12 protein-coding genes are annotated in these 16,018 nt (G+C 58.4%); 8 read left to right on the plus strand and 4 right to left on the minus strand.

What is annotated here, in order from left to right; genetic code table 11:
- Positions 1 to 91: 91 nt before the first annotated feature.
- The 3 genes from aceF to ACO05M_RS18150 form a co-directional block, all read right to left on the minus strand.
- On the minus strand, positions 92 to 2,044 hold the full coding sequence (gene aceF / locus ACO05M_RS18140) for a dihydrolipoyllysine-residue acetyltransferase (RefSeq protein WP_421866223.1): 1,953 nt from the start codon (positions 2,042 to 2,044) through the stop codon (positions 92 to 94).
- Between the two features lie 40 nt (positions 2,045 to 2,084).
- Positions 2,085 to 4,751 (minus strand): pyruvate dehydrogenase (acetyl-transferring), homodimeric type, encoded by a 2,667-nt coding sequence (aceE, locus tag ACO05M_RS18145; RefSeq protein ID WP_421870796.1) that lies wholly within the window; start codon positions 4,749 to 4,751, stop codon positions 2,085 to 2,087.
- 203 nt (positions 4,752 to 4,954) lie between these two features.
- A complete protein-coding gene (locus tag ACO05M_RS18150) occupies positions 4,955 to 5,716 on the minus strand; it encodes an FCD domain-containing protein (protein WP_421866226.1) in 762 nt (253 codons plus the stop codon).
- Positions 5,717 to 6,052: 336 nt separating this feature from the next.
- Here ACO05M_RS18150 and ACO05M_RS18155 point away from each other — a divergent pair, with 336 nt between their 5' ends.
- The 6 genes from ACO05M_RS18155 to ACO05M_RS18180 all read left to right on the plus strand — a co-directional run bounded on the left by ACO05M_RS18155 (position 6,053) and on the right by ACO05M_RS18180 (position 12,860).
- Positions 6,053 to 7,123, plus strand: coding sequence for a TRAP transporter substrate-binding protein (locus ACO05M_RS18155; protein WP_421866228.1), 1,071 nt, complete (start codon positions 6,053 to 6,055; stop codon positions 7,121 to 7,123).
- Positions 7,124 to 7,407: 284 nt separating this feature from the next.
- Positions 7,408 to 7,899, plus strand: a complete 492-nt coding sequence (locus ACO05M_RS18160) for a TRAP transporter small permease subunit (RefSeq protein WP_421866231.1) — start codon at positions 7,408 to 7,410, stop codon at positions 7,897 to 7,899.
- A gap of 2 nt (positions 7,900 to 7,901) precedes the next feature.
- The gene (locus ACO05M_RS18165) at positions 7,902 to 9,287 is read left to right on the plus strand and encodes a TRAP transporter large permease (protein WP_421866234.1); all 1,386 of its coding nucleotides are present in this window, start codon (positions 7,902 to 7,904) and stop codon (positions 9,285 to 9,287) included.
- A gap of 119 nt (positions 9,288 to 9,406) precedes the next feature.
- Complete coding sequence (gene dld / locus ACO05M_RS18170) at positions 9,407 to 11,095, plus strand: D-lactate dehydrogenase (protein ID WP_421866237.1); 1,689 nt, start codon at positions 9,407 to 9,409, stop codon at positions 11,093 to 11,095.
- A gap of 299 nt (positions 11,096 to 11,394) precedes the next feature.
- Positions 11,395 to 11,874 carry a universal stress protein gene (locus ACO05M_RS18175; RefSeq protein ID WP_421866240.1) on the plus strand — a complete coding sequence of 160 codons (480 nt, stop codon included), beginning with the start codon at positions 11,395 to 11,397 and terminating at the stop codon, positions 11,872 to 11,874.
- A 92-nt stretch (positions 11,875 to 11,966) separates the two neighbouring features.
- On the plus strand, positions 11,967 to 12,860 hold the full coding sequence (locus ACO05M_RS18180) for an AEC family transporter (RefSeq protein WP_421866243.1): 894 nt from the start codon (positions 11,967 to 11,969) through the stop codon (positions 12,858 to 12,860).
- A gap of 57 nt (positions 12,861 to 12,917) precedes the next feature.
- Here ACO05M_RS18180 and ACO05M_RS18185 read toward each other — a convergent pair whose 3' ends face one another.
- Positions 12,918 to 13,412 (minus strand): acyloxyacyl hydrolase, encoded by a 495-nt coding sequence (locus tag ACO05M_RS18185; protein ID WP_421866246.1) that lies wholly within the window; start codon positions 13,410 to 13,412, stop codon positions 12,918 to 12,920.
- 245 nt (positions 13,413 to 13,657) lie between these two features.
- On the opposite strand from ACO05M_RS18185, the gene pyk reads away from it, so the two are divergent.
- Positions 13,658 to 15,094: a pyruvate kinase gene (pyk, locus tag ACO05M_RS18190; RefSeq protein ID WP_421866249.1), complete on the plus strand. Its 1,437-nt coding sequence runs from the start codon at positions 13,658 to 13,660 to the stop codon at positions 15,092 to 15,094.
- A 14-nt stretch (positions 15,095 to 15,108) separates the two neighbouring features.
- On the plus strand, positions 15,109 to 16,014 hold the full coding sequence (locus ACO05M_RS18195; protein ID WP_421866251.1) for an ROK family protein: 906 nt from the start codon (positions 15,109 to 15,111) through the stop codon (positions 16,012 to 16,014).
- Positions 16,015 to 16,018 lie beyond the last annotated feature (4 nt).

A 16,018-nucleotide genomic window follows, 5' to 3' on the forward strand; every position in this document is an offset into this window, starting at 1 on the left:
TCATTCCGTCAGTATCAATTACAAAAAGTCCTCGCTACAAAAAAGCCCGCACTGGAATCCAGTGCGGGCTTTTTAATAGAGCCTAATCCGATTACAGGATCAATCGACGCACATCACTCAGCAGACCACCAAGAGTAGTCATAAAGCGACCCGCATCGGCGCCATTGATCGCACGGTGGTCGTAGGACAGCGCCAACGGCAGCATCTTACGCGGCACGAACTCGGAGCCGTTCCAGACCGGTTTCATGTCGGCACGGGAAACGCCCAGGATCGCCACTTCCGGCGCCGGTACGATCGGCGTGAAGCCGGTACCACCGATACCGCCGAGGCTGGAGATGGTGAAGCAGGCGCCCTGCATCTCAGCCGGCTTGAGCTTACGGTTCTTGGCCTTGGCTCCCAGTTCGGCCACTTCGGCAGCAATCTGGTAGATGCTCTTCTGGTCGACATCGCGAACCACCGGCACCATCAGGCCAGCCGGCGTATCCATCGCGACACCGATATGGACGTACTTCTTGTGGACGATGTGTTCGCCATCGGCGTGCATCGACACATTGAAGTTCGGGTGCGCTTTCAGCGCTGCAGCAGCAGCCTTGAGCATAAACGGCAGCGGAGTCACCTTAACACCGGCCTTCTCAGCGTCGGCCTTGATCTCCTTACGGAAGGCTTCCAGCTCGGTGATATCGACGTCGTCGAACTGGGTCACGTGCGGCACGTTGAGCCAGCAGCGCGCCATGTTCATGGCGGTGACCTTCTTGATCTTCGACATCTTCTCCAGCTCGATCTCGCCGAACTGGGAGAAATCGACTTCCGGAATCGGCGGGATACCGGAACCACCGGTCACCGCAGCAGCCGCCTTGGGCTTGGCGGCTTCGGCCAAGGCCTGCTTGACGTAGGCCTGGACATCTTCCTTCAGGATTCGCCCTTTCGGACCAGACCCTTTGACCAGTGCCAAATCAACACCGAATTCACGGGCCGTAGCACGAACGGCCGGGCCTGCATGGACCTTCTTGTTACCTTTTTCGAGCTGCTCCAGGTTAGCACCGGAGGCGGCAGGAGCCGCCGCTTTAGGCGCCGCAGGAGCGGGTGCTGCCGCCGCAGGTGCCGGGGCAGCTGCTGCAGGCGTTGGCGCAGCCGCCGGCGCACCGCCAGCCACTTCCAGCTCAAGAATCTGATCACCTTCGCTGGTGGTATCGCCTTCATTGATCTGCAATGACTTGACCACACCCGCCTTCGGCGCCGGGACTTCCATCGACGCTTTGTCGGTTTCGAGCACGATCAGTGAATCGCCTTCCTCGACGCTGTCGCCAACCTTGACGCAGACTTCGATAACGTCGACGTTCTCGTGACCGCCGATATCGGGCACGATGACCGGCTCAACGCCGCCCGCTACAGGGGCAGCAGCCGGGGCCGGTGCAGCGGCAGGTGCCACAGGAGCTTCGGCGGCCGGTGCTTCAGCAGCCGGCGCGCCGCCGGCGGCGCTCAGCTCAGCAATCTGGTCGCCTTCGTTGACGGTATCGCCTTCGTTGATCGACAGGGCGGTAATCACGCCGTCGGCCGGGGCCGGGATCTCCATCGAGGCCTTGTCGGTCTCCAGTACGATCAACGAATCACCTTCGCTGACGCTGTCGCCAACCTTGACGCACACTTCGATGACATCGACGTTCTCGTGGCCACCGATATCGGGCACGATCACCGGTTGCGCGGCGGCCGGAGCTGCTGCGGGAGCCGGTGCGGCTGCAGGGGCAGCGGCCGGTGCTTCGGCTGCCACTTCTGCTGGAGCAGCAGGCGCTTCAGCAGCAGCTTCGCCACCGCTGTTCATCTCACCCAGCACGTCGCCTTCACTACAGGTATCGCCTTCGTTCAGGTTCAGGCTGGTAATCACACCGGCCGCCGGGGCCGGTACTTCCATCGAAGCCTTGTCAGTCTCCAGCACGATCAGCGAATCGCCCTCTTCGACACTGTCACCGACCTTGACGCAAACCTCGATCACGTCCACATCATCGTGGCCGCCGATATCCGGAATGGTAATGGTTGTTACACTCACGGTTCTGTTCCTCTCGTCGTCTCGCGTTCAATCCCAACCCTTAAACGGTGGTCGGGTTCGGCTTCTCGGGGTTGATATTGAACTTCTTGATCGCCTCGGAGACGACGGAAGCCTTGATGGTACCCTCATCGGCCAGCGCCTTGAGCGCAGCAACAACGACGTAGTAACGGTTAACTTCGAAGAACTCGCGCAGCTTCTCGCGGGTATCGGAGCGGCCGAAGCCGTCGGTGCCCAATACCACGTAGCGGGACGGGACGAATTCGCGAATCTGATCGGCAAACGCCTTCATGTAATCGGTGGAGGCGATAACCGGGCCCTTGCGATCGGCCAGGCACTGCTCAACGTAGGAGGTGCGCGGCGCCTCTTCCGGATGCAGCAGATTCCAGCGTGAGCAATCCAGCGCTTCACGACGCAGCTCGTTGAAGCTGGTGGCGCTCCAGATATCGGACTCAACGCCGAAGTCGGCACGCAGGATATCGGCAGCGGCGCGGACTTCACGCAGGATGGTGCCGGAGCCCATCAGCTGAACCTTCTTCTTGGCGGTCTTCTTGCCTTCTTCAAGCAGGTACAGACCCTTGATGATGCCCTCTTCCGCACCTTGCGGCATCGCCGGCTGCGGGTAGTTTTCGTTCATCACGGTCAGGTAATAGAACACGTTCTCTTTGTCGACGAACATCCGCTTCATGCCGTCCTGCATGATCACGGTCAGCTCGTAGCCGTAGGTCGGATCGTAGGCGACACAGTTCGGGATGGTGGCGGCCAGCAGGTGGCTGTGACCGTCTTCGTGCTGCAGGCCTTCACCGTTCAGGGTGGTCCGACCGGCGGTGGCACCGACCAGGAAGCCGCGGGCCTGGATATCACCGGCCGCCCAGGCCAGGTCCATGGTGCGCTGCAGACCGAACATCGAGTAGGAGATGTAGAACGGGATCAGCGGGCAGTTGTGGTTGGAGTAAGCGGTAGCGGCCGCGATCCAGGCTGACATGGAGCCGGATTCGTTGATCCCCTCTTCCAGGATCTGGCCCTGCTTGGACTCCTTGTACCACATGATCTGGTCGCGATCGTGGGGCACGTAACGCTGACCTTCCGAGGTGTAGATACCCAGCTGACGGAACATACCTTCCATACCGAAGGTACGGGCTTCGTCCGGTACGATCGGAACGATGCGATCACCGATATTCTTGTCTTTCGCCAGGGTCGACAGGGTACGAACAAACGACATGGTGGTGGACAGTTCGCGCTTGCCGCTGTCCTTGAGCTGGCCGCCCAGGTCTTCCAGCGACGGAATCTTCAGCGCTTCAAAGTCGTTGCGACGCTGCGGGTACATACCACCAAGCTTCTCACGGCGGCCCATCATGTACTTCAGTTCAGGGCTGTCCGGGGACGGACGGTAGTACGGGGTGGTCTTGAGCTGGTCATCGTCCAGCGGGATGCTGAAGCGATCACGGAAATCGAGCAGGTCATCCATCGCCACCTTCTTCATGGAGTGGGTAGCGTTCTTGGCTTCACCGGACTTACCGGTGCCGTAGCCTTTAACGGTCTGCGCCAGAATGACGGTCGGCTGGCCTTTGTGGTTAACCGCCTCATGGTAGGCCGCGTAAACCTTGTAGGGGTCGTGGCCGCCACGGTTCAGGTTCATGATGTCCTCGTCGGACATATCCTTGACCATCTCCAGCAGCTCCGGATGCTTACCGAATACGTGCTCGCGGGTATAAGCGCCGCCGTTGGCCTTACAGTTCTGCAGTTCACCGTCGCAGATCTCGTTCATGGTCTCGAGCAGCAGGCCTTTTTCGTCCTTCTCGAACAGCGGATCCCAATGGCGACCCCACAGAACCTTGATCACGTTCCAGCCGGCACCGCGGAATTCACCTTCGAGCTCTTGAACCACCTTACCGTTGCCGCGAACCGGGCCGTCCAGACGCTGCAGGTTACAGTTGATCACGAAAATCAGGTTTTCCAGTTTCTCACGACCGGCCAGCGCGATGGCGCCCAGGGATTCAGGCTCGTCACATTCACCGTCACCCAGGAAGGCCCAGACCTTACGGTCGCCCCGATTGATCATGCCGCGGGCGGACAGGTAACGCATCACGTGGGCTTGGTAGATCGCCTGGATCGGACCCAGACCCATGGAAACGGTCGGGAACTGCCAGAAGTCAGGCATCAGCCAGGGGTGCGGGTAGGAGGAAAGACCGTTGCCGTCCACTTCACGGCGGTAGTTGTCCATCTGCTCTTCGGTCAGACGACCTTCGAGGTAAGCACGGGCATAGATACCCGGCGCGATGTGACCCTGGAAGAAAACCAGGTCGCCTTCCTGCTCGCCCTCAGGGCCGCGGAAGAAGTGGTTGAAGCCGATATCGTACAGCGTCGCAGAGGAGGAGAAGCTGGAGATGTGACCGCCCAGGCCATCATCGTTGTCATTGGCGCGCATTACCATCGCCATCGCGTTCCAGCGGATCAGCGAGCGGATGCGACGCTCCATAAAGAGATCACCCGGCAGCGGCTGCTCATCTTTGGGGGCAATGGTGTTGCAATAGGGTGTAGTGACGGTGTCGTTCTGCTCGGCACCTAATTCGCGGGCTTTTTGTCCCAGCTTGGCCAGCAGATACTTTGCCCGGTCGGAGCCTTCATTCTTGGCAACGGACTCAAGGGCATCCAGCCACTCCTGCGTTTCAATAGGATCGATATCTTCGATACGTTCTTGCACTCTAATGACCTCCAAAAAAGCCGCTATTGACCAGAATCGGGCTGGGGATTGAGCACCCGATCAACCTATGGCCTGCGGCATTGCTGCACTGCAGCGTTCCCCCCTGGGATGAAAAAGCGTAGCGATACTACAAAAACAGCTATCACTTGTCTACAAAATCAACAAAATCGACCTAAAACAAGACCAAAAAGTAGTAAAACTACATAGAACTACTTACTCAATTCCGAGCGTCTACGCGAACGCTTCTGACGGGCTTCCTCTTTACCGTAGTCGGAAACCACCTCTTCAACGTAGGCCAGGTGATCGTAGGCGGCCTGGCGTGCCTGCTCCGGCTTACCGTCAAAGATAGCCTCCATCAGGACCTTGTGCTGGCCGTGGATCTTGGAGCGATGCCCGCGTTGCGGGTAAGCCTGCTCCAGGTTGTTCATGATATTTTTCTCTACCAGTCCCAGCAGCGCCCGCATCGTATGTAGCAACACCACATTGTGCGAGGCCTCGGCGATTCGCAGGTGGAACTCGACGTCGGCCTTCACTTCCTGCTCGAACGCCTTGACCTCGTGGTAACCCTCCAGCTCATCGTAGATTTTCTGGATCGCCCGGCGGTCCGATTCGGTGCTTCGCAACGCAGCATAATAGGCAGCAACACCTTCGAGGGCATGACGGAATTCCAGCAGGTCAGCCTGCGCTTCGGGGTGAGAGGAAAACAGGGTTAATAAAGGATCCGCATAACCGCCATCGAGCGTATCCGATACATAGGTACCGCCCCCCTGGCGACTGGTCAGCAACCCCTTGGCCACCAGTTTCTGTACCGCCTCACGCAGCGAAGGACGCGATACTTCAAATTGTTTCGACAGCTCGCGCTCCGAAGGCAGCTTCTGGCCGGGCTTCAAACTCCCCTCCAGAATCATGCTCTCCAGCTCCTCCATAATCACATCGGAGATCTTGGGCTGTTTTACTCGTCTATACTTCATTGACTCAAATTACTCGTCTCGAAATATTGGTATTACCAATTTTTGGTTTCAGCAGTTATAGCACGGATGCCCGGATATGCAAAACCACTCGCCGACGCTTGCCACAAATTGCACCAAACTTTTTTTATCCTTCTTCCTATATAGACAGCCCCATATAAATCATAGAGTTACAAATTATTTAGACCAAAGTTTAATCAAACCTCCCATCAGAGGGTTGACAGCTACCCCCTGAAATCAATAGGGTAATAAGCCCAAGCAAACATTGGTATTACCAATTTACCAACAACCTTCCCCAGGTTCGAACAGATAACAAAAACGAACATTCGAGGATTCATCATGACAAAGCTTGCTCGTACCGCTGTAACTGCAGCTGCCCTGACCGCTGCGATGTCGGTTGCAGTACCGGCCACCGCTGCTGACAAAACCTTGCTCAAAACCCCTGTTGCCTTCGGCACTCATCTCCCCGCGCTGGGCACCCCGATCAAGTGGGTTTCCGAACAGCTGCCGGTAATGAGCGACAACAAACTGAAGATGAAGATCTATGAGCCGGGTAAGCTGGTTGCTCCGCCCGAGATCCTCGAAGCTGTTTCCAGCGGCAAGGTTAACTCCGGTTACGCCACTGCCGGTTACTGGCAGGGCAAGATGCCTGCCGCCGCCCTGTTCTCCGCCGTACCTTTCGGTCCGGAAGCGGGTGAATACCTGGCCTGGATGTACTTCGGCAACGGCCTGAAGCTGTATCAAGAGATGTACGACACCGCCGGTTACAACGTTAAGGTTCTGCCTTGCGCCATCATCTCTCCGGAAACTTCCGGCTGGTTCAAGAAGCCGATCGATAAGCCGGAAGATCTGAAAGGTCTGAACATGCGTTTCTTCGGTCTGGGTGCCAGCGTGATGGAGAAACTGGGTGTCGGTACCGTACAGATCCCGGGTGGTGAAATCTTCGGTGCACTGGAAAAAGGCGCCATCGACGCCTCCGAATTCTCCCAGCCGGCTATCGACCAGCGTCTGGGCTTCCACAAGATCGCCAAGTACAACTACTTCCCCGGCTGGCACCAGCAGTCCACCGTGTTTGAACTGCTCGTGAACAAAGACGCCTGGGGCAAGATGAGCAAAGCCAACCAGGCGATCCTGGAAAACACCTGTAAAGCTTCCATGACCAACGCGATCGCTGAAGGCGAGTCCATGCAGCACGACGTTATGGCCAAGGCTCAAGCCAACGGTGTAGAGATCCGTTACTGGAACGACGAAATGCTGACCCTGTTCAAGAACACCTGGGACCAGGTGGTTGAAGAGAAGAAGCAGGACGCCTTCTTTAACAAGGTCTACACCGACATGAGCAACTTCCGTGACGGTTACGACCTGTGGGAAGCCAACGCCTTCCTGCCGCGTCCACAGCCGAACCTGTAAGACCTGCAACACCGGAGCCCGCCCGTCGGGCTCCCCCTGGCCGGGGAAGCTCACGCCCCGGCCACCTTTTTTCCGCCAGCTGCCCCGATGCGTTTAGCCAACCAGGCAGCGGCCAGTAAGTTGTTCTGCCAGCCGCCGGCGCACAAGAGCGGTACGCAGCCAAACCATTTTGACGAGCCCGCACCGACAACGGCACTTCTTAGCTACCGCTGAGTTTTCCTGCGCGCTCACAAGAGGTTTCTATCGTGCAAAGTCACCATCAACACCAAGAGCATCCAGTCTTTGTGGCTGATTGTATTGATGCTTTTATCCGCAAGATCGGCCACCTGATCGCCTGGGTTTATGTCGCACTGGTCCTGGTTATCATCACCCAGGTATTCCTGCGCAAGGGTCTTTCCAGCGGCCTGATCATTCTCGAAGAACTGCAGTGGCACCTGTATGCCATCGGCGTCATGTTCGGCATGTCCTACGCCCAGATCAACAACGCCCACGTCCGGGTGGATCTGATCTACGGCGGCCTGCGAATTCGGAACAAGCGGATTATCGATATCATCGGTATTCTGGTACTGGTACTGCCGTTTATCACGGTGATCTTTATCCACAGCCTCGATTTTGTCGCCGATTCCTGGCGCATCAACGAGTCCTCGGACTCCCCCTCCGGCCTGCCCTGGCGCTGGGCCATCAAGAGTGTCATCCCGCTCAGTTTCGCCATGCTGGCGCTGGCCGTGGTCTCACGCCTGATTCGTGATGTTGTATTGCTGTTCCGGGGAGAGTAACGATGGAAATTAATGAGATTCTCGTTATCGCGATGTTCCTGTCGTTCATCGCGCTGCTGTTTACCGGCATTCCGGTCGCCTGGGTTCTGGGCGGTATCGGGGTTATCTTCGCCGGCATCGGCTATCTGGCCGATATGTATCTGGATGCCTTTACCGGGCTCGACTTCCTGACCCTTGGCCTGGTGGTCAACCGGTTATTCAAAATCATGGATAACTGGATCCTGGTCGCCCTGCCGATGTTCATATTCATGGGCATCATGCTGGATAAGTCCGGCGTTGCCGAAAAACTGATGCAGTCGATGCAGGAACTGTTCGGTCGGGTCCGCGGTGGCCTGGCGATCACCGTCACCGCCATCGGTATCATCCTGGCCGCCTCCACCGGCATCATCGGAGCCTCCGTGGTGCTGCTGGCAGTCATGTCGCTGCCATCGATGATGAAGCAAGGCTACTCCAAGCCGTTCGCGCTGGGCACTATCGCCTCCGCCGGTACCCTGGGGATCCTGATTCCACCCAGCATCATGCTGGTTATCATGGCTGACCAGCTGGGCCTGTCGGTAGGTGACCTGTTTATGGGCGCGGTCTTCCCAGGCCTGCTATTGGGCGCACTGTATATCATCTACATCCTGAGCGTGGGCTTCTTCAGCCCGGATTCTGCCCCGGTACCCGAAGATGCCAAGCGCGTGACCATGCGCGCCTTTATCGGCCTGCTGAAGGCGGTCACCCCGACCCTGCTGCTGATCTTTATCGTACTGGGCTCGATCTTCGCCGGTATCGCCACCCCGACCGAAGCCTCCGGTGTCGGTGCCCTGGGTGCAACGCTGTTGGCGATGTACAACAAGAAGTTCAGCTTCAAGGTGCTCAAAGAGGTCATGCAGGGCACCTACAACACCACCGCTTACATCTTCGCGATCTTTATCGGTGCGACCTGTTTCGCTCTGGTACTGCGTGAACTGGGTGGTGACGAGCTGATCGAGTCGTTCCTGACCGGTCTGCCGTTCGGCCCTTACGGCATCATCGCCTTCATCCTGTTCATCATCTTCCTGCTCGGGTTCTTCCTCGACTGGATCGAGATCACACTGATCATCCTGCCGCTGTTGGCGCCAGTGATAAGCGCCCTTGGCTTCGAGATCGACGGCTACGGTGTGGTCGACAACCCCGAGCTGGTCTGGTTCGTGATGCTGGTGGCGATGGCACTACAGACATCGTTCTTAACCCCACCGGTCGGCTTCGCACTGTTCTACCTGAAGGGTGTATGCCCGCCGGATATCAAGCTGAGCGATATTTATAAGGGTGTCATTCCATTCATCATCCTGCAGCTGATCGCACTGGTGGTGCTGGTGCTCTGGCCGCAGCTGGTGATCTGGCTACCGGCCGCCGCCTACGGCTGATACGAGAGCCGACGTGAAATCCGGCCCGCTGCTCTGCGGGCCTTTCACCCCCCTCTCAATCCAGGCTTCATCCGCCTCGCCAACCCCGCTTCACGACGAATTTCAGGCAGGACAGCGTTATGTCAGCACAACAATTTATCGATCAGTTAACGTCTATTGTCGGTCGTGAGAATATCAAGACCGGCGAGCGCCAGACCGAACACTACCGTACCGGCTTCCGCTCCGGCGAAGGCAGCGCCCTGGCCGTGGTGTTCCCAACCAGCCTGCTGCAGCAGTGGCGCGTACTAAAGGCCTGTGTCGAGGCCGACAAGATCATCATCATGCAGGCCGCCAACACTGGTCTGACCGAGGGATCGACCCCCAGCGGTGAGGATTACGACCGGGATATCATCATCCTCAATACCACCCGCATGGACAGCATCTACCTGCTGGACGAAGGCCGTCAGATCATCAGCCTGCCCGGCGCCACCCTGTTCAAGCTCGAAAAGCTGCTGAAGCCACTGAACCGGGCGCCCCACTCGGTGATCGGCTCATCCTGTATCGGCGCCTCCATCATCGGCGGTATCGCCAATAATTCCGGTGGCGCACTGGTCAAGCGCGGCCCGGCCTATTCCGAACTGTCACTGTTCGCCCGCATCAGCGATAACGGCGAACTGGAGCTGGTCAACCATCTGGGTATCGAGCTAGGGGATAGCCCCGAAGAGATGCTCAGCAACCTCGAGCAGCAGAATTTCTCCACCGACGGCACACCGGCACCGGGTAAAGCGTCGGCCAGTGACTACCCGGAGATCCTGCGAGACGTTGACGCCGATACCCCGGCCCGCTTCAATGCCGATACCCGCCGCCTCTACGAGGCCAGCGGCTGCGCCGGCAAACTGGCGATCTTCGCGGTGCGCCTGGACACCTTCGAGGTGCCGCAGAAAGAGCAGGTCTACTACATCGGCACCAACGATCCGGCCCAGCTGACCCAGCTGCGTCGCGACATTCTCAAAGGCTTCAAAAACCTGCCGGAAGTCGGCGAGTACATGCACCGTGATGTATTCGATATCGCGCTGAAGTACGGCAAAGACACCTTCCTGATGATCAACTACCTGGGCACCGATCCGCTGCCCAAGCTGTTCGCCATGAAGGGATCGATCAGCGCCTGGCTGAACCGCTTCAGTTTCCTGCCCAAGGAACTGCCGGACCGGGTAATGCAGATCATGAGCCGCTGCTGGCCCAACATCGTGCCCAAACGGCTGATGAAGTTCCGCGACGATTATGAACACCACCTGATTTTGAAGATGAGTGACGAAGGCATCGACGAAGCCGACGCTTATTTGAAAGCGTTCTTCAGCGATCCGGCCAAGGGTGGCTACATCGCCTGTAGCGCCGACGAAGCCAAGAAGGCCTATCTGCTGCGTTTCGCCGCCGCCGGTGCGGCGATCCGCTACGAGACCGTCCACCACAAGGAGGTCGAGACCATCCTGGCGTTGGATATCGCGCTCAAACGTAACGACGAAGAGTGGGTCGAAAAGCTGCCGGAGTCGATCCGCTCGCAGTTGGTCAGCTCACTCTACTACGGTCACTTTATGTGCCACGTGTTCCATCAGGACTACATCCTGAAGAAGGGTGCGGACGCCAAAGCGATCAAGCAGCAGATGCTCGAGATCCTGGCCGCCAAAGGGGCCAAGTACCCGGCCGAGCATAACGTCGGCCATCTGTACGAAGCGGAGAAGGGTCTGAAGAGCTTCTACGCCGAGCTGGACCCGACCAACACCTTTAACCCAGGTATCGGCAAGACCTCGAAACGTCGCTGCGGCTGCTGATTTTGCCCTCAACGTGACCGAAAACCCGTGGGCTGACAATTAGGTTTGTCACGCCCGCTGGCTTGGAGTATAAAACCAAAGTCTACCCGACATACCGCTCAAAAGTCGGACTCCGGGTAGCCGTTAGCGAGTAAGGACGCAGCGGTTTATCGCGTAACGCGGTAGCCGAACAAAAAAGCCTCTGGAAGGATAAGCGCAGTCCCTCGATACGCATGTCACAGAATTAACGCAACGCCAGAATCCGTTCGGACGGGGCTGAGCCTGTCCGACAGACGTATCCAGTACCAAGGAGTACCACCATGTCTCTGCCAGAGATTAAAACCATCCTTTACACCACCTCGCTGAGCAAGCACACCCGTCCGGTGTTCCGTCAAGCCGTCAAGATGGCCGAACTCTACAACGCCAAGCTGGTGATGCTGCACGTGGTCGAGCCAATCGGCGAAACCGGTCAGGCCCTGATCCAGAACTACCTCGCTCCCGAGCTGATCAAGAATATGCACGACGAAGGTCTGGCCAAGGTCAAAGACAACATGAAGGACCGGGTCAAGGCGTTCTACGACGACGAGATGCAGGATATGGAACATCATCCTGACATCACCATCGAGCAGATCGTCGGCGAAGGTAACCGCTCCGACGAGATCGTCGAAGTCGCCAACGAAATAGACGCCGATATGATCCTGATGGGTTCCCACAACAGCCTGGGTCGCAGCAGCCGCACCACCCGCCAGGTGATCAAATATGCCAAGCGTCCGGTCATGGTTATACCGGTTAAGGGCTAAGGCTCCGCGCTTCATCCAACCGGTCGTCCTGAGGCGACCGGTTTTTCTGCTCGTCCACGGCCGGCACGGCTGAGATACAACGGAACGTCTCCATGACCGCCACCAGCTGGGCGCTGACCGAGCGCATCTTTCTGACCGTTTTTCCACTGTTCGTGATCGTGCTCTGCGGTTACCTGTACGGTCGACGCCATCGCCCCGATATCGAATTCGCCAACCGCGCCAACATGGATATCTTTATCCCGGCGCTGATCTTTCACTCCATGGCGACCCAGACGTTCCCCCTGAGCCAATACCAGGACCTGGCCTTGGGCGGGTTGCTCGTTGTACTGGGTTCCGGCGTACTGCTTTATCCCATCGCCCGGCTGATGAAGCTGAATCTGAAAACCTTCCTGCCGCCGATGATGTTCAACAACACCGGTAACATGGGCATCCCGCTACTGGTGCTGGCCTTCGGTGAGCATGTACTTCCGGCCGCAGTGATTCTGTTTATTGTCGAAAACACCCTGCATATGAGCGTCGGCGCGATGATGCTCGATCGCAGTACCCGGCTGTTGAACCTGCTGAAGATGCCGATGATCATCGCCACCATTGCCGGGATCGGCTGGAGCCTGAGCGGCTGGCATCTGCCCAAGGCGGCGGCGCTACCGATCGAGATGCTGGGACAGATCTCGATTCCGCTGATGCTGTTCACCCTGGGGATTCGAATCGTCGAGGTCGGTTTCAAACATTGGCATCAGGGCGTGATCGGCGCCTTGCTTTGTCCGCTATCGGGGGTTCTGGTGGTGCTGATGGTTCAGCCCTGGCTGCAGCTTTCCGAGCTTCAGTTCAGCCTGCTGCTGGTGTTCGGCGCCCTGCCGCCGGCGGTGCTCAACTACATGATGGCCGAGCGCTATCAGCAACAACCCGAGCAGGTGGCTTCGATCGTACTGCTGGGGAATGTCGGCGCATTGCTGACGATTCCGCCGGTATTGGCGTTCGTGCTTTGATCCCGTCCCATTGGTGAAACCTGCCGGCTTAAACCGGCACTACCAACGACCGATCTGTCAGCGAGCAAAAACGATCGACAGAATCAGCGATTCCGTGCCTTCGTTTTCATCCCCCAGACCGGCGTTTGAGATATGTCCCAGCTCAAGCCTGAGCTGGGTTTCGGAAGACAGCTGATAATCGAGCATCAGGGCCGAATAAAATTCCACATCATGGTCAAGTTCCTGGCCCAGCTTGTCGGAACCTTGGTGATAATACCCGGCGGAAAAACTGATCCCGACTGCAAACTTGCGACCGAGCGGCACCTGCTTAAGCGCACCGACCCCCAGGTAATAATCGTCGGTATCCGACGCCAGCAGCTGCGCATAGGGCCTGACATTCCAATACTGATCCATTGGCCCCCACTCGTAGGCGAGCTTGCCGGTGGCCAGCTGATCATCATCGAAGGCCCTCAAAGCCCCGGCCCCGACAACCCATCGGGATTCGGCGTAGGCCACACTGCCAAAGAGCGACGTCACCGCGGCCAGTACGATCAAAGCTAAGGTCTTCTGCATCGACTTCTCCTCCAAAAATACGCTGATGCAAATCAACCAGATTTCTAAGAAAGTGTAATACAACCACGCCAGTTAGCCCTTTGGGGTACGAAAACAAGGCTTTTCGACGATATATCGGTGTTCTGCATCGAAAATGTCATTTGTCTGAGCGTATGATTAACCTGATAGGATCTTCGGGCTCTGCCGTGCCGACCATCGCACCGATGCAGAGCTCTTTCGCCCATTCGCCAACCCTAGAGAGACCCATGTTCCGTCGTACCAAGATCGTTACCACCCTCGGACCGGCCACCGACAAAGCCGACAACCTCAAAGCCCTGCTGCAGGCGGGCGCCAATGTCGTCAGATTGAATTTCTCCCACGGCAGTGCCGAGAATCACATCGAGCGTGCCGAGCAGGTGCGGGAGCTGGCTGCCGAGCTGGGTGTACAGGTGGCGATCCTGGGCGACCTTCAAGGCCCGAAAATCCGCATATCCACCTTTGCCGACGGTCCGATACAGCTTGAGATCGGCGACCGTTTTGAACTCGACAGCGCCCTGGCAGCCGGAACCGGCAACCAGCGGGCCGTGGGACTGGACTACAAAACCCTGCCGCAGGATCTGGAGCCCGGCGACCGCCTGCTGCTGGACGATGGCCGGGTACACCTGGACGTGGAAGCGATCGAAGACACCCGGGTCATCACCCGCGTCAGCCTGGGTGGAACGCTGTCGGACAACAAAGGGATCAACAAGCTCGGCGGTGGACTCTCCGCCGCCGCCCTGACCGACAAGGACAAAGCCGACATCCAAACCGCCGCCAAGATCGGCGTCGACTATCTGGCCGTCTCCTTCCCCCGTACCCGCGACGATATCGACCTTGCCCGAACACTGGCCTCCGAAGCCGGTTTCGAGCCCAGTATCGTCGCCAAGGTTGAGCGGGCCGAAACGGTGCAGACCGAGCTGGCGATGGACGAAATCATCCTGGCTTCCGATGCAGTGATGGTGGCCCGCGGCGATCTGGGGGTCGAGATCGGCGATGCCGAACTGGTGGGTGTGCAGAAACGTCTGATCCGCCGGGCCCGCCAACTCAACCGGGTGGTGATCACCGCCACCCAGATGATGGAATCGATGATCCAGAACCCGATGCCGACCCGCGCCGAGGTGATGGATATCGCCAATGCCGTCCTCGATGGAACCGATGCGGTGATGCTGTCCGGTGAGACCGCCATGGGCGCCTATCCGGTCGAGACGGTCAAAACCATGGCCGAAATCTGCCGGGGAGCCGAGAAGCACCCCAGCGTCAACGTCTCCAAGCACCGACTCGACAAGACCTTCACCGACATCACCGAGACGGTCGCGATGGCAACCATGTATGCCGCCAACCATCTGGAGGGCGTCAAGGCAATCATCGCCCTGACCGAATCGGGTAAGACCCCGCTGCTGCTGTCGAGGATCAGCTCCGGATTACCGATCTTCGCGCTGTCACGCGATACCGACACCCTAAACCGGGTCAGTCTGTATCGGGGCGTTCGACCGGTGCGGTTTGATTTCTGGGCCAGCGATATCGCGGTGGTGGCCGACAAAGCCCTGGAGCAGCTGAAGCAGCAGCACAACCTCAACAGCGGTGATATCGTGCTGGTTACCCACGGCGGCAACTATGCGCCCCAGTCGGGCACCAACAGCTGCAACGTGCTGACGGTGCGATAAGGGCTTAAAACAGAATGCGGATTGGCATCGACCTCGGCGGCACCAAAATAGAGATTGCAGCGCTAGACCCGCAGGGCCAACGCTGTTACGGCCAGCGTATCGCCACCCCCGCCGGGGATTACCTGGCCACGGTGGGAGCGATCGTCGAGCTGGTGCAAACCGCGGAATCCGAATTGGGCCAAGCAAGTTCGATAGGGGTCTGCATCCCGGGCACCCTGTCGCCGGACCACGGTCGGGTCAAGAACGCCAACTCGACCTGCCTGATCGGCCAACCACTGGATAAAGACCTGCAGAAGCGTTTGAAACGACCGGTCCGACTGGCCAACGACGCCGATTGTTTTACCCTGTCGGAAGCGATCGACGGGGCCGGCCAAGGCGCCCAATCGGTATTCGGGGTGATTCTGGGTACCGGGGTTGGAGGCGGAATCGTCCATCGCCAACAGCTGCTCAGTGGGCCGAATCGAATCGCCGGCGAATGGAGCCACAACCCGCTACCCTGGCTCTCGGAGCAGGATCAGCCCGCCCGGCACTGCTACTGCGGCAAGCACGGCTGTATCGAGACCTACCTGTCAGGCCCGGGCCTGTCGGCCGATCACCAGCAACGTCACGGTGAACGACTTAGCGTCGAGCAGCTGGTGCGTCAGGCCGGCGCCGGTAATCTTCAAGCCCAGGAGAGTTTGGGCCGCTATTACGATCGGCTGGCCCGCTCGCTGGCCAGCGTCATTAACCTGCTCGACCCGGACCTGATCGTGCTCGGCGGCGGGCTGTCCAATATCGAACAACTCTATAATGAGATTCCGGCCCGCTGGGGCGACTACGTGTTTTCTGATCGCGTCAACACCCGACTGGCAGCCGCACTACACGGCGATGCCAGCGGTGTTCGTGGAGCGGCCTGGTTATGGCCGCAACCGGACCAATAACCCG

Origin of the sequence: Motiliproteus sp., assembly GCF_965230735.1 — a bacterium.
Classification (GTDB): domain Bacteria; phylum Pseudomonadota; class Gammaproteobacteria; order Pseudomonadales; family Balneatricaceae; genus Motiliproteus.